This window comes from Oerskovia sp. NPDC060287 (assembly GCF_042726775.1).
Classification (GTDB): Bacteria; Actinomycetota; Actinomycetes; order Actinomycetales; family Cellulomonadaceae; genus Oerskovia; species Oerskovia merdavium.
The window spans coordinates 1-23617 of the sequence record NZ_JBHXBO010000041.1 but is presented as its reverse complement, the minus strand read 5'-3'; the positions used below and the strand labels follow the sequence as shown (position 1 = coordinate 23617).

Sequence of the window (23617 nt, the reverse complement as noted above, 5' to 3'; positions counted from 1 at the left end):
GGCCCTTGATCTCGCTGGTGCGGGCGAGGTCGGTGAGATCCGTAGTCAGATGCTCTATCCGTTGAGCTACGGGCGCCCGGCTGTTCGTGATTTCTCTTGAGCAGCCGTCGAGAAGACTACAACGGTTTTCGCCGGATACTCAAACCGATACGTCCTGACCAGCCCCTTCGTGACGCACGACACGTGCCGGCGATGCGCGGGCGCCGCCCGCCACCGACCAGGATCCGCAAGATCCTGCCGATCTGCCCGCCCGTGTGCGCCGGATCCCGGCTACAGCGGCACGTCGCGTCCGAGCACGATCGTCCGTTCGCGGGGAAGGTCGAGGGTCTCGACGGGGTCGGGCACCAGACGGGACAGCCCGAGGAAGAGTCGCTGGGACCATCGAGGCATCGCGGAGCGGGCGCTGAAGCGAGGCACGGAGAGCGAGACGAAGTACGTCGCGGTCCCGAGGTCGACGCCTCGCATCAGCTCGGGGGCCGCGTCTCTGACCTGACCGAGCAGGCGCACGATCCGGGGGCGCTCACGGAACCCGTACGTCGCGATCACCTCGACGACCCCTTCATCGCCCACCGCCGCCACCTGGAACCTCTCGCCTGCGGGGACGGTCGGCCGGTCCGTCGTCGCCCAGCTCACGAGCAGGACGTGGCGCTGGAGCGCGTGGTTCTGCTCGACCATGGTCCGCAGCGCGAGCGGCACCACCCCGCTGTGCCTGCTCAGGAAGACCGCGGTGCCTCGGGTCCGGGTCACGGACCCGTGCGCCTCGAGCACGTCCTCGACGCGCCGCACGGTGGTCTCGAGCGCGAGCCGCCCGCGATGGACGTGCCGTTGCCCGGTCCACCAGGTCACCATGACCACGAACACGAGGGCGCCGATCGTCAGCGGCAGCCATCCTCCCGAGCCGACCTTCGCCAGGTTGGCCACGAGGAAGAGGAGGACGACCACCAGGATCGAACCGGCGACGAGCATACTGGCGGTGACGCGCCGTCGGGACGTCCAGCAGTGCGCGAGGTACACGACCGTGGTGATCGAGATGGTCAGCGTCACGGCGATGCCGTACGCGGACGCGAGCGCTGACGAGGACCTGAAGGCGAGGACGACGAGCAGGACGGCCGCAGCGAGGAGGACGTTCACTGCGGGCAGGTAGATCTGCCGGCTGTTCGCGGGCGAGGTGTGGACGGTGCGCAGCGGCGGGAGCACCCCGAGGCGCCCGCTCTGGTGGACGACCGAGAACGCCCCCGAGACGACGGACTGCGAGGCGATGATCGTCGCGAGGGTCGCGAGGACGACGACGGGCGGGGTCAGCGGGGCGGGGACGAGCGAGAAGAAGGGGTTCGCGGCGGCCTCGGGCGAGGCGATCATGTGCCCGCCCTGACCCAGATAGCTCAGCGCGAGGGCAGGGAAGACGACGAGTGCCCAGGCGCGCGCGATCGGCCTCCGGCCGAAGTGCCCGAGGTCGGCGTACAGCGCCTCTGCCCCGGTCACGGCGAGGACCACGGCCCCGAGCGACAGGAAGGCCGCAGCGGGGTGGTCGACGAAGAAGAGCAGCACCCAGTGGGGCGAGACGGACACGAGCACCTCGGGCGTCTCGGCGACGCCGCGGGCACCACACGCGGCGAGGGTCGCGAACCAGAGCACCATGACGGGTCCGAAGAGCCGACCGATCGACCGGGTGCCGAACCGCTCGACGAGGAACAGGCCCAGGAGGATCACGAGTGCGGCAGGGACCACGAACCGGGCGAGCGAGGGCTCGACGACCTCGAGCCCCTCGACGGCCGAGAGCACGGAGATCGCCGGCGTGATGACGCTGTCCCCGAGGAACATCGCGGCGCCGAGCATCCCGAGCACGGTGAGCACGACGGTCGCCCGCCGCCCGTCGCGAGCCCTGCCGAGGGTCCGCCGGACGAGCCCGAGCAGCGCGAGGAGCCCTCCTTCGCCGTCGTTGTCGGCCCGGAGGAAGAGCCGGACGTAGAGGATGCTGACGACGAGGGTCAGCGACCACAGGATCGTCGAGGTCATGCCGTAGACGAAGGTCCGGTCCGGCTCGACCCCGGCGCCCCGGGCCGTGGCGACGACCGCCCCTGCCGCGTACAGCGGGCTCGTGCCGATGTCCCCGAAGACGACACCCAGCGCCCCCACGAGAGCCAGGGCGCCCACGGCCCGCTCCCGCCCCGCCGGGCCCTCTGCCGTGCGTGGGATGGTGCCTCCTCGCCGCGCGCCGTGGGCCCGCTCGCCCTGCGGGTCCCGCCGCTCCCAGTGTCACGCCGCGCGGTCGAGCGAGCCACGCCGACGATCACATCGGACGTCATACCTCCTGTAGTCTCACGTGCAGCCGGCACGCCCGCGCCGACACCGCAGACGGAGGAACCCACCGTGAGACTCGCTCGGATCGACACCCCCACCGGCCCGCGCCCCGTCGTCCAGGACGGCGACGTCTGGGCCGTGGTCGTGGACCACCACGCCCCCGACCTCGAGCGCACGGGTGAGACCCACCCCGTCGACGGTGCGCGCCTCCTGGCCCCGTGCGAGCCGCGCGTCGTGCTCGGGATGGCGCACAACAGCGGTCCGGCCGACCGCCTGGTCCCGCCGCAGGCGTTCACCAAGTCGGCGCGCACCGTGGTCGGGCCGGGCGAGCCCGTCCGGCTGGACCCCGCGGCGGGCAAGGTCGTGGTCGAGGGCGAGCTCGCGATCGTCATCGGCCGCACCGCCCGGCACCTCACGCCCGAGCAGGTCCCCGGCGTGATCCTCGGCTGGACCGTCGGCAACGACGTCACGGCGTACGAGCAGAGCGCGCTCGACGACAAGTTCACGCAGTCCAAGAACGGCGACGGCTTCACGCCGCTCGGCCCGTGGATCGAGACCGACCTCGCCGTGGCAGGCGTCGCGGACCTCGCGATCGACGTCCAGGTCGACGGCGCCACCGAGGCCAAGGCGTCGACGTCGGGTCTCGCGTGGGACGTCGTCGAACAGCTCGTCTACCTGACCTCGCACCTGACCCTCGGACCGGGCGACGTGGTCCTCACCGGGTCGCCCAGCACGTCGGCGCACGTCGTCCCGGGCCAGACCTCGACCATCACGATCGAGGGCGTCGGGACGCTGACCAACCCGATCGTCTGAGCCGCGGGCCGTGGTGGCCGCCGGTGCAGGCGGCCACGCGGTGCCACCACGGTGGGCGCCCGACAAGCCGCCCCGGCTGCGCCCGCTGCCGACCTCAGCCCCGGGCGCTGAACCACCGTGGCCGCCGGCCGTTCGTGACCCAGCGCAGCCCCCACTCGAGGGGCCCGTACGCGTGCCGTCCGAGCCACCACCGGCTCGCCACGAGCTGGACCGCGAAGATCACCGCCACGATCCCGACGACCGCCACGGACGCCACCCGGTAGACGAGCCCCAGCCCGTAGCCCGTGAAGACGAGGGCGAGCACGAGCGACTGCCCCACGTAGTTCGTGAGCGCCATGCGCCCGGCCGGGGCGAGCGCGTCACGGACGCTCGCCGCACGCCGGAACAGCGCCAGGCACCCGACGACGTACGTGGCGGTCAGCAGCGGGGCGGTGAGCTGCCCGACACCGAACGCGAGCGTCTCGATCCCTCCCCCCGGCGCGAACGTCGCGGCCCAGGCGTAGAAGACCCCGCCCGCGAGCCCCGCCGTGAGCCCGAGCCCCAGCACCCACCGGACCGCCCGGCGCGGAAGCTCGCGAGCGAACAGCTCGCGTCGCCCGGCGGCGAGCCCGAACAGGAACATCGCGAGCGCGCTCGGACCCTGGAGCAGGACGAGCGACACGAGGATCTCCGTACGGTGTCCCGAGGTGAACGCGAGCGTCGCCCCTGCCTCCCCGCCGAACGCCGCCAGCTTCGCGAGCGCCTCGCCCGCCCCTGCGCCGGCAGGAGCCGACGGGTCGCCGGACGCGAGCTGGAGGGCTCCGAGCCCGACCCACAGGATCCCCACGGCCGCGAGCAGCGCGCTCCCGAGGATCACGGCCCGTCGCGGGGCCAGGTTGCGTGCCACGAGCAGCACGAGGGCGAGCCCCGCGTACACCACCAGGATCTCGCCGTAGTAGAGCGCGACGCCGTGGACCGCCCCCAGCACCGCGAGCCCCAGGATCCTCCGCAGCATCCGACCCACGAAGGACGCGCCGTCGCGCTCGGCCGAGGCCATCTGGAGCGTGAACGAGTAGCCGAAGAGGAACGAGAACAGCAGGTAGAACTTGGTCTCGAACAGCGCGGCCACCACGAACCGCACGGCGTGATCGAGCGGGCCGGCGAACGCGGGGTTGCTGCTCGCCGTCGCGTAGTACGGGTCGGCGAAGGCCCAGACGTTGACCGCGAGGATCCCCAGCAGCGCGAAGGCCCGCAGCGCGTCGACGTCGATGAGCCGTCTCACCCGGGCTGCACGACCGGCTGGGCTCTCGGCCACCGGGCCCGCCGACCGGTCCCCGATCGTGCCCCGCGGCCCTCGCTCCGGGCTCACGACTCGTCCGCGAGCAGCGCGCTCGCCACGCGCCGCAACGTGGAGCGCTGCGCCAGGGCGTCGAACCCTGGGTCCGCGGCGACGCGCGCGAAGACCCCGTCGACCAGCGCCGCGAGCCACGTGGCCCCCTCCTCGACCGACAGCCTCGTGGCCACCTGCCCGGTCCGGACCCCCGCGGCCAGGAGCTCGGCGAGCGCGTCCCGGAAGGCGCGGTCCCCGGCCTGGAGCCGGTGCTGCACGTCCTCGTCGCGATGGGCAAGCGCGGAGAGCTCGAGCGCGAGACCGGCCGCGGCAGGGTCTGAGGCGAGCCGGCAGACCTCGTCGAGGAGCGCGAGCAACGCGTCCCAGGGATCGTCGGCATGCGCCAGCTCGCCCACCTCGGTCGCGGTGCGCTCGGCGTCCCGGTCGACGACGGCGAGCAGCAGGTCGTGCTTCGACGGGAAGTAGTGAAAGAGGTTGCCGGCACTCATGCCCGCCGCTGCGCAGATGTCCGCCGTGCGGGTCGCGTCGTATCCGCGCTCGGCGAAGCAGACCTCCGCGGCGTCCAGCAGCGCAGTCCGCCGAGCGGCGCGCTGCTCCTCGTCGACCGTCCTCATGCGTCCCGCCCTTTCTTTGATTGAGTACTCACTCAAAGATACCCGGACGTCGAGGAGTCCGGCAACCCAGTACGCCGCGAGGACGGCGACCGGTCCCCCCTGGGCATGACACGCCGTCGGGCAGGTCCCCACCGTGGCCGGACGCGCCGGCCCCCGTCCCCGCCGAAGGATGGGAGCATGACGAACCTCGGCCCCGCCCCCTCGACCGGCTCGCCCCTCGTCGCCTCCGGGCTGACGAAGGTCTACGGCACCGACCACACCGCCACGCACGCCCTCGCAGGCGTCTCCCTCACGGTCTCGCCCGGCGAGTCCGTCGCCATCATGGGCCCCTCGGGCTCGGGCAAGACGACCCTGCTGCACTGCCTCGCGGGCATCATCAAGCCCACGTCGGGCGCGGTGTCCTGGCGGGGCGAGGACCTCACGACGCTCAGCGAGGGCCGCCGCACGGCCCTGCGTCGCCAGGACTTCGGCTTCGTGTTCCAGTCGGGCCAGCTCCTGCCCGAGCTCCCCGCGGTCGAGAACGCGGCCCTGCCCCTCATGCTCGCGGGCGTCTCACGCACCGAGGCCACGCAGGTCGCCGCGCGCTGGCTCGCACACCTGGGCCTGGCCGGCATGGAGCAGCGCCGCCCGGGCGAGCTCTCGGGCGGGCAGGCGCAGCGCGTCGCCATCGCACGCGCGCTCGTCGGGTCGCCCGGCGTCGTCTTCGCCGACGAGCCGACCGGGGCGCTCGACCAGGCCACGGGCGCCGAGGTGCTCTCGGTCCTCACAGGGGCCGTCCAGGCGTCCGGTGCGGCCCTCGTGGTCGTGACGCACGACGCGGGCGTGGCCCGCTACTGCTCGCGCACCGTCACCATGCGCGACGGGCGCGTCTCGGGCGAGTTCTTCGCGGGATCCCCCGCGCAGCAGGCGCCTGCGCAGACGCACGTGCCCGACGCCGCCACGCGGGCCGCCATGGCCGCTCACCCCGCGAACGGTGTCCCGTCCGCAGCGCAGGCCGCCACGACGCGCGAGGCGACCCGATGAGGGCCACTCTCGACCTGTGGTGGCTCCTGCGCCGGCGCAGCTCCGACAGCCGCGACCCGCAGGGCCTGACCAACGTCCTGGCGATCATCGCGTTCGCCGCGACGACCGCGATCCTGCTCGTCGTCGTCGGCGGCGTGGGCGCGTTCCTGGCCCGTGCGGGCGGGATCGACGGCATGAAGGACGGGACCGCGGCCGACGTCACCTCGTACGACGTCCAGTACCCGATCTTCGCGGCCATCGCCGCGCTCCTGCTCCTCATCCCGCTCGTGACCCTGGGGGGCGCCGCGGCACGCCTCGCGGTCGCCCGGCGCGACGCGCGCCTCGCGTCGCTGCGCCTGGCCGGAGCGACCACGGGGCAGGTCGCGACGCTCACGGTGCTCGACGCGGCCGCACAGGCCCTCGTGGGGGCCCTCGCGGGCCTGATCGGCTACGCGGCCCTCCTGCCCCTCGTGGCGCAGCTCCGCTTCCAGGGCCGCACGTTCGCGCTCTCCGAGCTCTGGGTGGGGGTCCCGGCGATGCTGGTCGCGGTCGTCGGGGTCGTGCTCGTCGCGCTCGTCTCTGCGGCCGTGTCGCTGCGACGCGTCGCGATCACGCCGCTGGGCGTCGCCGCGCGCGTGACCCCTCCCGGTCTCAGGGCCGTGCGCCTGGTCAGCACGGGCGTCGCGTTCCTCGCCATGATCGTCGTGACCAACGTGTCGCTCGGGAGCGAGGCCGTGGCGATCACGGTCCTGGTGCTCGTCCTCGTCGCGGGGTTCGCGACGCTCAACGTCGTCGGGCCGTTCGTCATCTGGGTCGTCGGCCGGATCACGGCGCACCGTGCGCGGACCGTCCCCACGCTCCTCGCCGGGCGCCGCATCGTCGACTCGCCCAAGACCGCGTGGCGCTCGGTCGGTGGCGTCGCCCTCGCGACGTTCATCGCCGGCATGACGAGCATCTTCGCGCTGTTCGACCCGGGCATGGGCGCCGACCCCGGCGAGGCCCAGTTCCTCACCGACCTCACGACGGGCGGCTTCCTGACCCTCGCGATCGCGGGAGTGCTCGCCGCGGTCTCGACCGGGGTCATGCAGGCGGGCCGCGTGATCGACCAGCGGGGCGAGTACCGCACGCTGACCCTCGCGGGCACCGACCTCAAGACGCTCGACAAGGCCCGGCTGCGCGAGACGGTCATCCCGCTCGTCGCGAGCGTGGGCGTGGCCACGACCGGAGCCCTGATGTTCATGGCGCCGATCGTCGGCCTCAACGCGTTCGCCAACGTCGACGTGGTGGTGCAGTTCCTGCTGTGCGTCGTGGGGGCGTCGGCGCTCGTCCTGGCCGGGGCGGCCGCGTCGCGGTTCGTGGTCCGGTCCGCGATGGCGGCCTGAGCAGGGCCGCACCTGCAGGTGCCCGACGGCGTGGCGTGGGCCGCGTCGTCGGGCTTCGGCATGCAGGGGTGCGGAGGGCGCGCGGGCCACGTTGTGTGCCTCTGCGCGCTGGGCGCACGGTCGCATCACGGGCAACAGAAAAGGCCCCGGGCCTGACGCAGCCGGGACCTTCCTGAGCGGAGACGGAGGGATTCGAACCCTCGAACGGGTTGCCCCGTTACCACCTTAGCAGGGTGGCGCACTAGACCTGGCTATGCGACGTCTCCTCGCTCGGATGCTAGGCACCGAGCGTCGCAAGGCTACCTTCTCCCGGCACCGCGGAGCAAAACGCGGGCGCCGAGACCGTGCCGGGCGCGTGCCGGGCGCGTCCCTGCCGGCCCTCCCGGCCCGCTCCGCGCGGGCTGCGGGGACGGGCGGAGCCGCCCTCCTCGTCACGAGGAGAGCGGCTCCGGCGCCGTGGTAGCGAGGCGTCAGCCCCGCGCGGGCACCTCGTCCTTCTCGACGTCGCCGTCCCGGTCGGCGCCCTCGGCGGGGTCCTCCGCTGCGGGGTGCGCGTGCGGGTGGCGCCGCTCGAGCGAGGCCCCCTCGACGTCGACGTCGGGCAGGATCTTGTCGAGCCAGCGCGGCAGCCACCACGCCTTGTCGCCCGCGAGGTGCATGAGCGCGGGCACGAGCATCATCCGCACGACGAACGCGTCCACGAGCACGCCGAACGCGAGCGCGAACCCGATCGGCCGGATCATCGCGCTGTGCGAGAAGATGAACCCGCCGAACACCGCGATCATGATGATCGCCGCTGCGGTCACGACCGAGCGTCCGGCCCGGACACCCTGCACGACCGCGATCCGCGCGGGCGCCCCGTGGGCGTACGCCTCACGCATACCCGAGCCGAGGAACAGCATGTAGTCCATCGCGAGCCCGAACAGGATGCCGACGAGGATGGTCGGCAGGAAGTTCAGGATCGGGCCCGGGCTCTCGACGCCGAACACACCGCTCAGCCAGCCCCACTGGTAGATCGCGACGACCCCACCGAGCGCCGCGAAGTACGACAGGATGAAGCCCAGCGTCGCGATGACCGGCACGAAGATCGACCGGAACACCAGCACCAGGATGATGAGCGACAGGCCGACCACGACCGCGAGGTAGACCGGCAACGCGGACTCGAGCTTCTCCGAGATGTCGACGTTGCCGCTCGCCGAGCCTGCCACACCGATCTCGTACGTCCCGTCGATGGGAGACAGGTCGCGCAGCGTGTGCACGAGCTCCTCGGTCGACTCGCTCGTGGGGCCCTCGCGAGGAACCACCTGGAACGCCGCGACCGTGCCGTCCTCGGACGTGCCGATCGGCGCGACCGCCACGACGTCCTCCTGGTCGAACAGCACCTGGGCGATCTCCACCTGGGCCGTCATGGACTCGGCCTCGGTCTCGGAGGCGGGCAGGTCGGCCACCACGAGCAGCGTCCCGTTCTGGCCCTCGCCGAACTTCTCGGCCAGGGTCGCGTACGCCTGGTACTGCGACGAGTCGTGCGGCTCGGTCGACCCGTCGGGCAGGTTCACCCGGAGGTCGAGCGCAGGCAGCGCGACGAGCAGGAGCGCCGCGACGCCGACGACGACACGCACGACGGCCCACCCGGTCGACATGGGGCGGAGGGGCGCGGCGGACGCGGCGGCGGGGGCCGCAGCGACCTCTCCCCCGGTCCCCGCGCCGGCCTCGAGCTGAGCGCGCTCCTTCTTGCTGAGGATGCGCAGGCCCACGAGCCCCAGCAGGGCAGGCGTGAGCGTGACCGCGATGAGCACCGCGATCGCGATGCACAGCGCGCCGACCGTACCCATGAGCCCCAGGAACGGGATGCCCGTGACGTTGAGTGCCAGCAGCGCGACGAGCACCGTGGTCCCCGCGAACACCACGGCGTTGCCCGAGGTCCCGTTCGCGAGCGCGATCGACTCGTGCAGCTCGTCGCCCGCCTTGAGCTGGCGACGGTGCCGGTTGACGATGAAGAGCGAGTAGTCGATCCCGACGGCCAGGCCCAGCATGAGGCCGAGCACGGGGGTCACGGACGCCATCTCCACGACGCCGGACAGGGACAGCGCGCCCAGCGCGCCGATGCCCACACCGATGAGAGCCGTGAGGATCGGCAGGCCTGCACCGATGAGCGTGCCGAGCATGATCACCAGGACGACCGCGGCGACCAGGAGGCCCACGATCTCTCCGGCACCGATGATGCTCGGGGCTCCCATGGTCATGTCGGACGAGAGGTCGATCTGCAGCCCCTCGGGAGCGTCCGCGAAGACGTCGACGAGCGCGTCCTTGGTCTCCTGCGGGATCTCCATCTGCGGGTCGGCGAACGAGACCATGACGATCGCCGCGGTGCCGTCCTCCGAGACCATGCGGATCTCCGAGGCCATGTCGAGGAGAGTTGCCCCCTGCTCGAGCTGGGCCTCCTGCTCCTCGAGCGTCGCGCGGCCGTCGTCGAGGGTCGTCTGCTGGGCGTCGAGCGCCGCGAGCCCCTCGTCGAGCGCGGCCTGCTGCGCGTCGAGCTGAGGCTGGACCTGCGCGAGCATGCCCGCGGCCTCCGCCTGGGCCCGCGCGGCGTCGAGCTGCGCCTGACCCGCCTCGAGCTGCTCACGACCCGCGTCCAGCTGGGCCTGTCCCGCGTCGAGCTGCGCCCGACCGTCCTCGATCTGGGTACGGCCCGACTCGACCTGCTGCGCCTGGGCGGCGCGGTCCGCCTCGGTCTGGAACGGGTCCATGACCGCGGTGACGCCGTCGACCGCGGCGGCCTCGGCCACCAGCCCGGCGACGGCCTCCTCCTGCTCGGCCGTGAACGGCTCGCCGTCCTCGGTCTGGACGACGACGGTGCCCGTACCGCCCGAGGCGTCGGGGAAGTCGCTCTGGAGACGGTCGGTCACCTCGGCGGTCGGGGTGCCGGGGATCGAGAACGTGGTCGCGAGCGTGCCCGCGCCGAGCGCGAACGCGACGCCCGCCGCGACGAGGACCGCGAGCCACGCGACGAGGACCGTCCGTGCTCGGCGCGCCGACCAGCGGCCGACGCGATAGAGGAATTCAGCCATGGGAGTCCTTCGGTTGCGCGCGAGTACGCGATGAGCAGGGTTCAGGGGGCCCGGCGGGACGACGCGACCGAGGCGTGCCCGGTCCGTGTCGCGTCGAGGAGTCGTTCGAGCAGGGCCGACCAGGTCTCGCGGGAGTCGACGTCGTCGACCGCCCCCGTGACCTCGGCCCAGTGGAGATAGATCACGATGAGCCCGCTCATGGTCGAGCCGACGAACAGCTCGATGTCGAACGGGTCGGCGTCGGGATGGCTCGTGGCCAGGCCCGCGGTGAGGCGCGTGCTGACCTCGGCGAAGACCTTGATCAGCGTCAGGGCTCTGCGAGGCGAGGGTCCCCCCTCGCCCCCGAGCACCCGGGTCAGGTACGTCAGCGGCGTCACGAAGTCGGTCGCGCGCAGGGCGTCCGCGACCTCGTCGAACAGGCCCGCGTCCGCCTGCACGGGGTCCGCGCTCGTCGAGAGCGCGTCGAGACGACCGAGCGCCGCACCGACGACCTCGCTGCAGACCTCGGTCACGACGTCGTCGAGCGACGCGAAGTGGTTGAAGACCGTGCGCCGCGAGACGTCGGCACGGTCCGCGAGCACGTCGACCGAGAAGTCCGTGCCGCCCGACTCGCCGATCAGGGCCGACGCGGCGTCCACGATCGCACGCCGGTGGCGCGCCTTGAGCGCAGCACGACGATCTCCGGTGACGAGGGACATGTTCCTACGCTAGGCACGTCGATGCACTCGGTGCAACTAGCTTGGTGAGGGGTCTGTGAAGCAATCGCGCCGACCCTGGTACCTACCGCTCGAACGTCCAGTTCTTGTCGGTGAGCATGCGTGCGACCGCGAGCCCGATCGACAGCGCGATGATCACGAGCCCCGCCTCGACGGTCGACGCCAGCGCGTCGACCGTGGCCCCGCTGTTGAACTGGTAGACGGCCCGGTACGCCGTGACCCCCGGCACCATGATGACGACGGCAGGCACCGAGAGGGTGATGCGAGGAACGTTCATCGCGGGGGCGATGTAGGCCGCCAGGACACCGACGACGAGCGCGGTCGCCGCAGCAGCGGCCTGCGACGCGAACCCCGCGTCGATCATCAGGAGACGACCCACGTTGGCGATCATGCCGATCGACGCGGCACCGACCGCCATCTTCCACGGGCTGTTGAACATCAGCGCGAAGCCCAGGACGCCCGCGAAGCTGGCCAGCAGCCGGAGCGCGAGGAACAGGGTGTCGTCGAGCGCGGGCGGCGGCAGCCGGTCCGGCTGGAGACCCGCGATCGCAGACACGGCCCACACCGCGAGGGCCGCCGACGCCAGGATCATCAGCGCGTAGGTCATGCGCGCGATCCCGGCCGAGAAGTCCAGCTTGGCCAGGTCCAGGGCCGCCGTCACGAGCGCGAACCCCGGCACCAGGAACAGGACCGCGGACACGTAGCCGGCCTCGTGCCCGCCGGAGAGACCCAGCACGTTCTCGAAGGCCAGGACGACCAGCAGGTACGCGGACGCCGCCACGGTCGCCGCGAGCATCGTGGTCCCGAACTGGTTGATCCCCTTGTGCAGCATGGCCCGACGCACCATCTGCCCCAGGAACGCACCGACGAACACCGCGCCGCACTCGATCACGCCGCCGTTGTTCAGGAACGCGAACGCCGCACACGCGATCGCAGCCCACAGGGCGTTGAGGAACGCTCCGTAGAGCAGGGGCTTGGCGGCGATCCTCTCGAGCTCCGCGTCGACGTCGGCGGCCGTGACGTGCTCGGGCAGGTCCCCCACGTACGACTCGAGCTCCGACAGACGGTCCGAGTTGATGCCGACCGCGCGGACCTCGGAGACCTCGGTGCGGAAGTTCCGGTCACGGTAGGACGTCGCGGTGATCTCGGTGAGCGTCACGTGCGCGGCGGTACGGTCAAGGCCCAGCGCCCGGCCCACGCGTGTCATGTGCGACTTCACGCGGTAGCTGCCGGTCCCCGCAGAGAGCGCGAGGCGCCCGACCCGCAGGACCGTCCCGGACTGTCGGACGAGCTCGCTCGGGCCCAGGCCCGGCTCGTCGGTCGCTTCTGCTGTCACCCCGTCATGATGTCCCGTCCGTCCCCCCGGTGCACCCACGGGCGACCCGGTGAGACGGTCCGGTCCACGCGTCCGGCGTGCCGCGGATCCCGCGCCACGCGGAGAGGCCCCGGTCCACCTGGGTGGTCCGGGGCCTCTCGTGAGGGCGGAGGGCGAGGGATTCGAACCCCCGGTTGCTTGCGCAACAACGGTTTTCAAGACCGTCACATTAGGCCGCTCTGTCAGCCCTCCTGGGATGCTCCGACGCACATTCTGGCACGTCGGGGCAGCTGCTGGCGCCGACGGGCGCCGTGCGGGCCCCGACCGACCGTCCGGCGTGGGGAGGTGCCGTCGACCGGCACGGAGCCGGCACGACGACGGCGGGTCACCCGTGGAGGGGACCCGCCGTCGTGCCGTGGTCGTCGAGCAGCGGGCTGCCCGGCCCGCACGAGGTACGCGTCAGGCCGCGCCCGAGCGCAGCTGGCGCATCGCGAGCTGGACGAGCGAGATCAGCGTCTGCTTGGTCGCCGCACGCGAACGCGCGTCGGTGTAGAGCATGGGCACGTGCGCCGGGATCTGCAGCGCCTCACGGACGTCCTCGAGCTTGTGCTTGGCGACGCCGTCGAAGCAGTTGACGCCCACGACGAACGGGATGCCGCGCGACTCGAAGTAGTCGATCGCCGGGAAGCACTGCTCCAGGCGGTCGGTGTCCACCAGCACGACGGCACCGATCGCACCGCGCACCAGGTCGTCCCACATGAACAGGAAGCGGTCCTGTCCCGGGGTGCCGAACAGGTAGAGCCACAGCGAGCCCGGGAGCTCGATACGACCGAAGTCCATCGCGACCGTGGTCGTCATCTTGCGGTCGCTCACGCCACCCGCGTCGTCGACCCCCACCGAGTGCTCCGTCATCGCGGCCTCGGTGTTGAGCGGCTCGATGTCCGAGATGGACCCGATGAACGTCGTCTTGCCCACGGCGAAGCCGCCGGCGACGACGATCTTGACGACCGTCGGCGCGGTCCGCGTCGCCTGGGGAGCAGAAGCAGGAGCCGCTGCGGGCTGAGCGGGTGCCGGCTGCTGTGGCTGCGGAGCCGCAGCGGCGGCCGGGGCAGGCGTCTGCTGCACGGGCGGCGTCTGGTGGACCGTCGGGGCCTGCTGCGCAGCGACCGGGGCGGGGTGGTGCTGCGCGGCCGCCGGAGCGGCTGCACCCTGGGGGCTCAGGACGCTCTGCCGGACCGGGGCCGGCGCCTGCACGGCAGGAGCCTGCACGGTGGGCGCACCTCCGCCGACGGGCGCGACCGGAGCCCAGGACGGGCCCGTGACGGCCGGACCGGCGCCGGGCTGCGGCTGACCGGCCGAGGCAGCGTCAGAGGGTGGAAATGCCATTGAGAACACTCTCCAAGATGCTCAGGGACAGTCCCGAGTTGCTGCCGCCGTGGCCGGTGTGGACGTTCAACGGTGTCGACGTGTGAACCGTCAGGTAGTTGTCCTCGGCGAGGTCGGCGACGAGGATGCGGGTGACGCCGAGGGGCATCCGCAGCAGCGCTGAGAGCTCGGCGATCGACACGTAGTTGTGAGCAGCGTGCTGGAGGATCGCGCGCTTCTCAGGAGGAAGGCCGTAGCTGTTCACAGCACCCGGCATCACCTCGACGAGGGCCTCGAGCGGAAGGTCCGAGGTCGCCGAACGGACACGTCCGCCGGTGACCGCGTACGGACGGACCGTCGCGGCCTCGTACGAGTCCGAGCTGTGGGCTCCCAAGCTGCCAAAAGGTGCGTTCGTCATCGACCTAACCTCATCCCACCGGGGCTCGTGTTGCTCCGTCAACAGGCAGGCTACCGCGCATCTCCGAGATCAGCTGAGGCGTCAGGGTGGCCTCGGTACGGGAGACGAGAAGTGCCATCTCGTAGCCGATCAGTCCGATGTCGCACGTCGACTCCGCGACGACGCCGAGGACCGATCCGTTCGACACGTTCATGAGGAAGAGGAAGCCGTTGTCCATCTCGACGATCGACTGCCGGACGTTGCCGCCGTTGAGCTGGCGTGCCGCCCCACGGGTCAGGCTGGACATGCCGGACACGATCGCGGCGAGCTGGTCACCGCTCGTGCGGTCCAGCTGGTCGGACATCGCCATGAGCAGGCCGTCCGCCGACACCACCAGGGTGTGCCGACTTCCCGGGACGGTCCGCACGAAGTTGTCGAGCAACCACCCGAAATTGGTTGCTTCGGTGCTGAGCGCGTTCACACTTCCTCCTTGTCAGTTGCCACAGACGGCGAGCTGTTCGTTACCGCGACTGCGGCGCTGAGTCAGGGACATCATTCCCGTGCGAGGACAGATCCGTCGACCCCGTCTCGTCGTCGGCCTCGACCCGTCCCCGGGCCGTCGCCGACTGGAAGGCCGCGAGACGGGCTCGCAGCTGCTCAGGGTCGCGATCGATCTTCGCGGTGAACCGGTCGACGTACTCCTCGCGGTTCACCGTCCGTGCGCGCCGCGTCAGTCCGGACGCCGTGACGTCGGACTGGGCCTGGGGGCTGTAGGTGCCCGCGGACTCCGCGAACGCCTTGCCCTGGACCTCGGGCCCGTTGCGCAGCAGCGTGGACATCTCCTCGTAGAGCACGGCCGAGGCGATCCAGTCGGACCGCGCCTCGACCGAGTCCGACACGTAGGTCGGGTCGAGGGGCTCGATCGGCTCCTGGGCCGGTCGGCGGACCAGCGGCGCCGAGGCCGCGGGCGCGGCGACCTGCGGCTGTGCTGCGGTCGGCGGCGCGAACGAGGTCGGCGCGGCCGGGGCAGCGAAGGCGACGGGCTGCGGTGCGGACTGCGGCTGCTGGTAGGCGACCGGCGCGGCCTGGGGCTGCTGGTACCCGACGGCAGCGGGCTGCTGCACGGCAGGAGCCTGCGGCTGCTGGTACGTGGCCGCGGGAGCCTGCTGGTCCGTGCCGGCGGGCTGCGAGGCGAGCGCTGCCGACGACGGCCGGATGACGGGCAGGGTGCCCGTCCGCGGGCGACGGTTGAAGATCCCGCGCTTGCGCGCCTGGCTCTCACGCAGCGACCGGCGCGTCGGCAGGTCGGCCATGAGGTCCTCGAACTTCGGCAGAGCCTCGAACGAGAGCTCCTCGGGGATCTCCTCCCGGTGCAGCGGCGCGACGGGCGCGGCCTGCGCGGCGGGAGCCGCGAACGGCGGAGCCGCCTGCACGACCGGGGGCTCGAAGCTCGCCGCAGGAGCCGCGACCGGAGCCTCGTACGCCACGACGGGCGGAGCCGCCTGCACGACCGGGGGCTCGAAGCTCGCCGCAGGAGGCGCGACCGGAGCCTCGTGCGCCACGACGGGCGGGGCGAACTGCTGGACCGGGGCCTCGGCCGCCGCCGGCGCGATGCGCTGCGGAAGGTCGGGTACGGGAGCCTGCGGCTCCACGGCCTGGACCTCCCGCGCAGCGGCAGGAGCGTCGGCGACGGGAGCCTCCGCGACCGGCGCGACGGGTGCTACGGCGATCGGCTGTTCCGCGGGCGCCGCGTCGGCCTCGGACGCACCGAGCGGCTCGATCGCGAACTGCGGGGCCCAGGTGCCGTCGTCGGGCACGAAGTCCGGGACGGAGATGTCGGTCGCCGAGACGTCCGGGGCTGCGTCGAGCTCGACGGCCTGCTGCTCGGCGGTGCTCGGGTCGGTCGTGCCCAGGGCCCGGAAGCTCGAGAACATCGCGGACCGCGTGCTCACGTCCAGGACGGGGATCTCGGCGGAAGCAGGCTGGACGGGCGGCATGACGCCGGTCGTCTCTGCGGGGCTCGAGGCGCGAGCGCGGCTCGGCAGCGAGTTGCCCGTGGCAGCGACACCCTCCGGCGGTGACCACGCGTCGGGGGCCGCGGGCAGGTCCAGGGGCAGCGACGGGGTGGCCAACGGCGGCAGGATGATCGAGCCGGTCTGCGGACCGGGGACGAACGAGGCGCTGGGTGCCGACCCGGCGGGGTCCATGCCGCGCGAACGGCGGCGGGGCATGCCCGTGGACGTGGCACCGTCGGTCAGCGCGGCGAGGTCGACGGCCACGGCGACCGGGGCCTCGTGGTCGATCTGCGGGGTCGAGGTCGTGGCCGGTCCCGAGTACACGGGTGCGGTCGGCTGCGGGGCGGGCGCCGAGATCTGGTCCGCCGCGACCTGCGTGCGGTTGTCCAGCGGGTCCGTCGGCATCGGCAGCGGCACGTTGGAGTCGGGCACGAACAGGACGTTCGGGAAGCTCACCGTGACGAGCGTCCCCGCACCCTCGGGGGCGCGCTCGAACGTGACGCGCGCACCCAGGCGGTCGGAGATGCGTCCGACCACGTACAGGCCCAGACGCTGCGACCCGACGACGTCCGACGCGGCGTGCGCGTTGACCTTGCGGTTCGCCTCGCCGATCTCCTCGGGAGTCATGCCGAGCCCGTGGTCGCGGATGATGATCTTGACGAAGCGCTCGTCGCGCCCCGTGCTGACCTCGACCGGGGTGTGCGGCTCCGAGAACATGGTCGCGTTCTCGAGGAGCTCGGCGATGAGGTGTGCTGCGTTGAGGGCGTTGTGCCCCAGCATGAGCGGGTCGACGACCAGGTTCAGGCGGACGCGGTCGTACAGCTCGATCTCGGACGACGCCGTACGGATGACGTCGGAGGCCGGCATGGGCTGGCGCACGCGTCGGCCCGAGTCGATGCCCGCGAGGACCAGGAGCGACTCGGCGTTACGACGCATCCGCGTCGCGAGGTGGTCGAGGCGGAACAGGTTCGACAGCGTGTTCGCGTCTTCCTCGGACCGCTCGAGGTCGTCGAGGAACGCGAGCTGACGGTTGAGGAGGACCTGGTCACGGCGCGCGACGTTGACGAACATCTCGGCGATCGAGCCACGGAGAGCGGCCTGCTCCCTCGCGACCTGGATGGTCGTGGAGTTCACGTCGTTGAACGCGTTGGCGAGCTGGCCGACCTCGTCGGTCGACTCGATCTCGATCGGCTGGATGCTGATGCCGGGGCCCTGACCGGGGATCGACACCTGCTCGACGAGGCGGGGCAGCTGGTCACGCACGTCCTGGGCTGCGTCGGTCAGACGACGCAGCGGGTTCACGATCTGGCGGGCGATGGCACCGGCCACCGCGATCGTCGCGCCGAACGCGAGGAGGGTCACGAGGATCGTGATGACGGCTCGCGTCACGGCGGCGGTCGCGTTGTCCGAGGCGATCTCGCCCGTCTCGGCGAGGACCTTGTCGCGGACCGGGGTGATGTTCTTGAGGTCGTTGGACGAGGCCGACGACCAGTCCTGCTGGGCGGTGGTACCCGTCGCACCGTTCGCGGCGAGGCCCGAGCGCAGACCGACGTAGGTGCCGATGGGCGACGGGATGACCTGGTCGATCCGGAGCTCTCGGACGGCCTTGCGCGCCTGCACGGCCTTCGTGTCGCCCTCGCTGATGAGTCGCGCGACACGGAGCGACGCGTTGTCGAGGTTCTTCGGGGCGCCGGGGTTCTCGCGGTTGGCCTGGATGTCGTCGAAGAGGAACTGCGCCACGGGCAGCTCGAGCGCGACCTGGCTCATGAGCACGTTGGTGTCGACGTACGCGTCGAGGAACTGCGCCAGGGTGCGGTCGTCGGACGTGTCCGCGAGGACACGCGGGACGTCGAGCGCATCGTCGATCAGGGTGTTGTACTTCGAGGTGAACCCGAGCTCCTGGATCGAGTTCGTGTCGATCTGCTTGCGGATGTCCGCGAGCTCGGCACGGTCCTTGACCGTCGCGTCGACCGCGTCGCGCACGCGCTGGTCGAGCATCGACATGGTGAGGTCGCCATACACGGCGTCGCGCCGGTCGAGGGACTTGTCCGTCGCGAGACGGGCCTCCTCGACCACGGCGTCACCGTTCTCGACCCCGCGGACGCGCTGGATCTCGGCGGCTCGCTCGGCGGCGACGGCCTTCCCGGCGACGTCCTGGGTCGCGAACGCCTTGACCAGTGCCTGCGTCTGCTGGGCGACCCGCGCCTCGTTGATCGCCTGGACCGAGAAGATCGTCGCGGCCAGGAACAGGACGAGGACAGGCAGCGCGAGTGCCGCAAGGATCTTCCCGCGAACGCTCAACCTGCGGAGCATACGAACCTCTCTCCAAACCCTGTAACCAGCGGAAGTTCGTGGGTCCCGGTCGCCTCCGACCGTCCCCCACGCGCCAGACGTGCGTACTAACTATCGGTGCACTTGCCCCACAGACCTAATCCGGTCATCCGGGGCAAGGCGGTACGTCGAGCCGCGGCTCTCCGCTGACCGACACGAGTCCTCGTCGACGAGGACGTAGTGTCTTTTGTGTGCGAGCCGTCACGATAGCGGCCCCGGGCGGGCCAGAGAAACTCACCATGTCCACACTCCCCGACCCCGAACCGGGTCCCGGAGAGGTGGTGATCCACGTCGCTTCGAGTGGCGTGAACCCTGCTGACCTGCTACAACGCGCCGGTCACTACCCTCCACCGCCCGGCGCCCCGGTATGGCCCGGTCTCGAGGTGTCTGGGGTGATTTCGGCGGTTGGCCCGCGTCTCACAGGCTGGGACGTGGGCGACGAGGTCGTCGCCCTGCTCGACGGCGGGGGCTACGCGGAGAAGGTCCGCGTCCGTGCGTCCCAGGTCCTCCCCCTGCCCGACGGCGTCGCGCTCGTCGACGGGGCCGCCCTGCCCGAGGCGGTGTGCACCGCGTGGAGCAACCTCGTCGACGTCGGGCGCCTCGCCCGGGGCGATGTCCTGCTCGTGCACGGCGGCTCGGGGGGCGTCGGCTCGGTCGCCACGCAGATCGGGGCCGCGCTCGGCGCCCGGGTGATCGCGACCGCAGGTGGGCCCGAGCGCGCGGCGCGCTGCCTCACGCTCGGCGCGGAGACGGCCGTCGACCACCGGACCCAGGACTTCGTCGCCGCCGTGCGCGACACCTCAGGGGGCGCGGGCGCGGACGTCGTGCTCGACGTCGTCGGGGCCGCGTACCTCCCCGACAACCTCCGGGCGCTCGCGACGGGCGGACGACTGGTCGTGATCGGGATGCAGAAGGGACGTCGCGGGGAGCTCGACCTGGGGATGCTGCTGGCCAAGCGCGCCCAGGTGAGCGGTACGACGCTGCGGGCGCGGCCGGCCGAGGAGAAGGCCCGGCTCGTGCGCGACGTGCTCGAGCACGTCTGGCCCCTGGTCGCCGACGGGCTCGTCCGGCCCGTCGTGCACGCCCGGCTTCCCCTGGAGCGTGCTGCGGACGCGCACCGGCTCCTGGAGTCGGGCGAGGTGTTCGGCAAGGTCCTGCTGCTTCCCTGACGCGGGGCGGGCCCGAACCTTCGCGCCGGGCGCCTGTTCGGGTCAGACTGGGGCGATGAGCGACGAGCCGCGCACCGACCAGAACCCCGACCCGACCGAGCCCGGACGGACGGCTCCCCCGGAGGGTCGTGAGGAGGCCGGGGACACCCCGGGGAACGAAGGCGAGGCCCAGCGCGTCACGGTCGTCGGGCCGGACGGGACGAGGGTCTCGGTCGTCGCGAGCGACGACTCGACCGACGAGGACCGCAACCCGAGCGCGGTCATCGAGGAACCCGCGAAGGTCATGCGGATCGGCGGCATGATCAAGCGTCTGCTCGAGGAGGTCCGCGACGCGCCGCTCGACGAGGCGGCACGCAGCCGCCTCGCGGAGATCCACGAGAGGTCCCTCAAGGAGCTCGAGGAGGGCCTCTCCCCCGACCTCGTCGCCGAGCTCCACCGCATCTCGCTGCCGTTCACCGACGACGCGGTGCCGTCCGACGCGGAGCTCCGCGTCGCGCAGGCCCAGCTCGTGGGCTGGCTCGAGGGACTGTTCCACGGCATCCAGACGGCCCTCGTGGCCCAGCAGATGGCGGCGCAGGCCCAGCTCTCGCAGATCCGCCGAGCGCTGCCGCCCGGCACCATCCCCGTCCCGGGCATGCCCGGGCACCCCGGGCAGCCCCCGCAGCCGGGTGCTCCGCGCGAGGGCGACGACGGACGACCCTCGCCCGGCCAGTACCTCTGACGTACCGCGCAAGACCTCGCGGGGGGGGTCGTTCTGCCCCGCCGCGCACGGGCTAGGCGGGCGGCGGGTCCGTGCGCTGAGCCGTCATGGCGATGGCCCCGGACACCAGGAGCAGGCCGACGAGCTCGAGCCACGAGGGGAACTGCTGGAGCACGACGGCGCCGATCACCACCGCGGTCGCGGGCAGCATCGCGAGGAGCACGGAGAACGTCGCTGCGCTGACCCTGCGCAGGATGAGCTGCTCGAGCACGTACGGGACGACCGACGAGCACACCGCGATCCCCACGACCGCGAGGAGCAGCTTCCAGTCCTCGAGCACGGCCCCGGAGGACGGTGCGAGGAACGGCGCGAAGACCAGGGCCCCCGCGGCCATCGCGACCGAGAGCGACGTGACCCCGGACCCGGCCAGAGCCACGCGCCGGCCCAGCAGGATGTACGCGGCCCAGCACGCCGCCGCGAGACCGATCGCGACCAACCCGATCACGACGTCCTCGCGCGGCAGGTCGGACGTGAGCGTGACACCGGCGAGGAGCACGACGCCCACCGCGGCGACGGCGATACCTCCGCGCTCACGCCACCCTCGCCCCGTGATCGCCGCGACCGCCACGGGGCCGATGAACTCGATCGCGACCGCCGACCCGAGGGGCAGGTGGTCGATCGCGACGTAGAACGTGACGTTCATGGCGGCCAGCGCCACACCGAACACCGCGGCCCAGGCAAGAGTGCGCCGGGTCCATCGCTGCCGCCAAGGTCGGCGCCAGGCGAGGAGCAGCACGGCGGCCACGACGATGCGCAGCCAGGCGACCTCGGGTGCGCCGACGACGGCGAACAACCCCACCGCGATCGCGGCGCCCAGGTACTGGGTCAACCCGGAGACGACGAAGAGGGCGGGTGGAGGGACCCGCCCCGCAGCGGAAGCCAGCGCGCGGCTGGGACCAGAGAGCACCCGACGACCCTACGTCGGCCCCTGCCGACCACGGGACCAGCAGCACCCGACGTGGTGTGACGCGCGACGCCGTCGGGCGGGGCTGTTCGCGTGGCCGTGGCCGGACCCCGGAAGGCCGTGCGAACACCCCCGCCCGACGGCGGAGCACCGAACCTCACCCCTTGACGGAACCCGCCAGGAGGCCTCGGACGAAGTACCGCTGGAGCGCCAGGAAGACGATGACGGGCACGATCATCGAGATGAACGCTCCGGCCGGCAGCAGGTGCCAGTTGGCGCCTCGTGACCCGGAGAGCTCGGCGATGCGGACCGTGAGGGGCGCGACGTCGAGCGCCGAGCCGAAGGTCAGCGCGACGAGCAGGTCGTTCCACACCCACAGGAACTGGAAGATCCCGAACGCTGCGATGGCCGGGATCAGGAGCGGCATGAGGACCGTGAAGAAGATCCGCACGTGCCCTGCGCCGTCGACGCGTGCGGCCTCGACGAGCTCGCGCGGGATGTCCTTCATGAAGTTGTGGAACAGGTAGATCGCGAGCGGCAGCGCGAAGATCGTGTGCGAGAGCCAGACGGGCCAGAACGAGCCGTCGATGCCCCAGCTCACGTACTGCGAGAGCAGCGGCACCAGCGTGACCTGGATGGGGATGATCTGGAGCGCGAAGACCGCGACGAACAGGAGGTTGCGGCCCCGGAAGTCGATCCACGCGAACGCGTACGCCGCGAGGAGCGCCAGGGTGATGGGGATGATGACGGCCGGCAGGGTGATGACGACCGAGTTCACGAAGTAGCTGGCGAAGTTGGTCGAGCTGCCGAAGAGTGCGTCCTGGTAGTTCTCGAGCGTGAACTCGGGGTTGCTGAACGCGGTCCACCAGCCGGTACGGCGGATGTCCGCGGCCGGGCGGAAGGACGTGACGAGCAGTCCGAACGTCGGGATGGTCCACAGGATGGCGAGGACGATCGCGATGGCCGACGCGCTCTTGGAGCTCGCGCGGTGCCGGACGGCACCCGCTCGACGGTCGAGCCTGTCGAGCTTGCCGACGCCCTTGCCCTCCTCGGGGGTCTCGTCGACGATCGTGGTGTCGGGGATCGGGATGCTCATCGGATCTCCTCCGACGCCCGCAGCTGGCGCACGTTGTAGATGATGATCGGGATGACGAGGATGAACAGGATCACGGCGAGCGCGGCGCCGAGGCCCTTCTCGCCCTGTCGCAGGGCCTGCGTGTAGAACTCGTTCGCGACGACCGAGGTGTCGAACCGGCCGCCCGTCATGGTCCTGACGATGTCGAAGACCTTGAGGGTGCCTATCGCGATCGTGGTGAGGACGACGATGAGCGCGGGACGGATGCTCGGGACGGTGATGTAGCGGAACATGCGCATGCCCGAGACCCCGTCGAGACGGGCGGCCTCGACGATGTCGTCGGGGATGGCGCGGATGGCCGCGGCGAGGATCGTCATGGCGAACCCGGCCTGGATCCAGATCATGACCATGATGAGGAAGAACGTGTTCCAGGGAGCGTCGAGCAGGAACTTCTGGGGTTCGAGGCCCACCCAGACCAGGATCTGGTTCAGGAGCCCGATCTGCTGGATGTTCCCGATGTCGGCCTTGTACTCGTACATGAACTTCCAGATGATGCCCGCGCCGACCATCGAGATGGCCATGGGAAGGAAGATCAGGGTCTTGGCGAACTTCTCGAAGCGCGACCTGTCGATCACGACCGCGTAGATCAGGCCCAGCAGCGTCGAGACGAGCGGGACCACGATGACCCAGATCGCGGTGTTGCGCAGGACCACCTGGAACTCGTCGCGGGTCAGCGCGGTGATGTAGTTGTCGAGGCCGACGAACTCCGTGCTGGTGCGGTTGAAGAACGAGTCACGGATGGTCTTGATGCCCGGGTAGAGCAGCCCGAACCCGATGAGCAGGAGCGCCGGGCCGGCGAAGACCGCGGCGATCACCCAGTTGGGGACCCGCTTGGGAAGGTCCGCGAGAAAGAGGATCACGCCCATCACGATGACGAACAGGAGGATCGCGAACAGCATGACCGCGAACTTTCCTGCCGGACCGTCGGGCGTCAGTAGCCAGTCCATGGAGCACTCCTTCGTGCGATGGGGGCCCGCCATGGTGGCGGGCCCCCATC

At 71.6% G+C, this 23617-nt stretch carries 18 protein-coding genes and 2 tRNA genes; 5 read left to right on the top strand and 15 right to left on the bottom strand.

Annotated elements, in window-relative coordinates:
• Positions 1 to 270: 270 nt before the first annotated feature.
• Positions 271 to 2154 (bottom strand): KUP/HAK/KT family potassium transporter, encoded by a 1884-nt coding sequence (locus ACFWFR_RS05825; protein WP_377621785.1) that lies wholly within the window; start codon positions 2152 to 2154, stop codon positions 271 to 273.
• A 216-nt stretch (positions 2155 to 2370) separates the two neighbouring features.
• Here ACFWFR_RS05825 and ACFWFR_RS05820 point away from each other — a divergent pair, with 216 nt between their 5' ends.
• On the top strand, positions 2371 to 3114 hold the full coding sequence (locus tag ACFWFR_RS05820; RefSeq protein ID WP_377618671.1) for a fumarylacetoacetate hydrolase family protein: 744 nt from the start codon (positions 2371 to 2373) through the stop codon (positions 3112 to 3114).
• Between the two features lie 94 nt (positions 3115 to 3208).
• Here the strand turns inward: ACFWFR_RS05820 and ACFWFR_RS05815 are convergent, their stop codons facing one another.
• Complete coding sequence (locus ACFWFR_RS05815) at positions 3209 to 4375, bottom strand: DUF418 domain-containing protein (RefSeq protein WP_377621783.1); 1167 nt, start codon at positions 4373 to 4375, stop codon at positions 3209 to 3211.
• Between the two features lie 83 nt (positions 4376 to 4458).
• Positions 4459 to 5058: a TetR/AcrR family transcriptional regulator gene (locus tag ACFWFR_RS05810; RefSeq protein WP_377621782.1), complete on the bottom strand. Its 600-nt coding sequence runs from the start codon at positions 5056 to 5058 to the stop codon at positions 4459 to 4461.
• 177 nt (positions 5059 to 5235) lie between these two features.
• Between ACFWFR_RS05810 and ACFWFR_RS05805 the strand changes: the two genes are divergently transcribed.
• On the top strand, positions 5236 to 6081 hold the full coding sequence (locus ACFWFR_RS05805; protein WP_377621781.1) for an ABC transporter ATP-binding protein: 846 nt from the start codon (positions 5236 to 5238) through the stop codon (positions 6079 to 6081).
• On the top strand, positions 6078 to 7442 hold the full coding sequence (locus ACFWFR_RS05800; RefSeq protein WP_377621779.1) for an FtsX-like permease family protein: 1365 nt from the start codon (positions 6078 to 6080) through the stop codon (positions 7440 to 7442). Before ACFWFR_RS05805 ends, ACFWFR_RS05800 begins: the two co-directional genes overlap by 4 nt.
• A 177-nt stretch (positions 7443 to 7619) precedes the next feature.
• On the opposite strand, the gene ACFWFR_RS05795 is transcribed toward ACFWFR_RS05800, so the two are convergent.
• The 9 genes from ACFWFR_RS05795 to ACFWFR_RS05755 all read right to left on the bottom strand — a co-directional run bounded on the left by ACFWFR_RS05795 (position 7620) and on the right by ACFWFR_RS05755 (position 18622).
• Positions 7620 to 7708: transfer RNA gene (locus ACFWFR_RS05795), tRNA-Ser, on the bottom strand.
• 204 nt (positions 7709 to 7912) lie between these two features.
• Positions 7913 to 10513, bottom strand: coding sequence for an MMPL family transporter (locus ACFWFR_RS05790; RefSeq protein ID WP_377621778.1), 2601 nt, complete (start codon positions 10511 to 10513; stop codon positions 7913 to 7915).
• Positions 10514 to 10554: 41 nt separating this feature from the next.
• Positions 10555 to 11211 carry a TetR/AcrR family transcriptional regulator gene (locus ACFWFR_RS05785; RefSeq protein WP_377621776.1) on the bottom strand — a complete coding sequence of 219 codons (657 nt, stop codon included), beginning with the start codon at positions 11209 to 11211 and terminating at the stop codon, positions 10555 to 10557.
• Between the two features lie 82 nt (positions 11212 to 11293).
• Positions 11294 to 12565, bottom strand: a complete 1272-nt coding sequence (locus ACFWFR_RS05780) for a threonine/serine exporter ThrE family protein (protein ID WP_191801050.1) — start codon at positions 12563 to 12565, stop codon at positions 11294 to 11296.
• Positions 12566 to 12711: 146 nt separating this feature from the next.
• Positions 12712 to 12796, bottom strand: a tRNA-Ser gene (locus tag ACFWFR_RS05775).
• Positions 12797 to 13003: 207 nt separating this feature from the next.
• Positions 13004 to 13543 carry an ATP/GTP-binding protein gene (locus ACFWFR_RS05770; RefSeq protein WP_157257694.1) on the bottom strand — a complete coding sequence of 180 codons (540 nt, stop codon included), beginning with the start codon at positions 13541 to 13543 and terminating at the stop codon, positions 13004 to 13006.
• 367 nt (positions 13544 to 13910) lie between these two features.
• Complete coding sequence (locus tag ACFWFR_RS05765; RefSeq protein WP_056652781.1) at positions 13911 to 14327, bottom strand: DUF742 domain-containing protein; 417 nt, start codon at positions 14325 to 14327, stop codon at positions 13911 to 13913.
• Between the two features lie 10 nt (positions 14328 to 14337).
• Positions 14338 to 14787, bottom strand: a complete 450-nt coding sequence (locus ACFWFR_RS05760; RefSeq protein ID WP_030151141.1) for a roadblock/LC7 domain-containing protein — start codon at positions 14785 to 14787, stop codon at positions 14338 to 14340.
• Positions 14788 to 14827: 40 nt separating this feature from the next.
• A complete protein-coding gene (locus ACFWFR_RS05755; protein WP_377621774.1) occupies positions 14828 to 18622 on the bottom strand; it encodes an ATP-binding protein in 3795 nt (1264 codons plus the stop codon).
• Positions 18623 to 18843: 221 nt separating this feature from the next.
• Between ACFWFR_RS05755 and ACFWFR_RS05750 the strand changes: the two genes are divergently transcribed.
• The gene (locus ACFWFR_RS05750) at positions 18844 to 19821 is read left to right on the top strand and encodes an NAD(P)H-quinone oxidoreductase (protein WP_377621773.1); all 978 of its coding nucleotides are present in this window, start codon (positions 18844 to 18846) and stop codon (positions 19819 to 19821) included.
• A 55-nt stretch (positions 19822 to 19876) separates the two neighbouring features.
• A complete protein-coding gene (locus ACFWFR_RS05745; protein ID WP_377621772.1) occupies positions 19877 to 20542 on the top strand; it encodes a bacterial proteasome activator family protein in 666 nt (221 codons plus the stop codon).
• 52 nt (positions 20543 to 20594) lie between these two features.
• On the opposite strand, the gene ACFWFR_RS05740 is transcribed toward ACFWFR_RS05745, so the two are convergent.
• From ACFWFR_RS05740 to ACFWFR_RS05730, 3 genes are all read right to left on the bottom strand, one after another.
• Positions 20595 to 21488, bottom strand: coding sequence for a DMT family transporter (locus ACFWFR_RS05740; RefSeq protein ID WP_377621770.1), 894 nt, complete (start codon positions 21486 to 21488; stop codon positions 20595 to 20597).
• A gap of 154 nt (positions 21489 to 21642) precedes the next feature.
• Positions 21643 to 22581: a carbohydrate ABC transporter permease gene (locus tag ACFWFR_RS05735; RefSeq protein ID WP_377621768.1), complete on the bottom strand. Its 939-nt coding sequence runs from the start codon at positions 22579 to 22581 to the stop codon at positions 21643 to 21645.
• Positions 22578 to 23567, bottom strand: a complete 990-nt coding sequence (locus tag ACFWFR_RS05730; RefSeq protein WP_377621766.1) for a carbohydrate ABC transporter permease — start codon at positions 23565 to 23567, stop codon at positions 22578 to 22580. Before ACFWFR_RS05730 ends, ACFWFR_RS05735 begins: the two co-directional genes overlap by 4 nt.
• Positions 23568 to 23617: the final 50 nt, after the last annotated feature.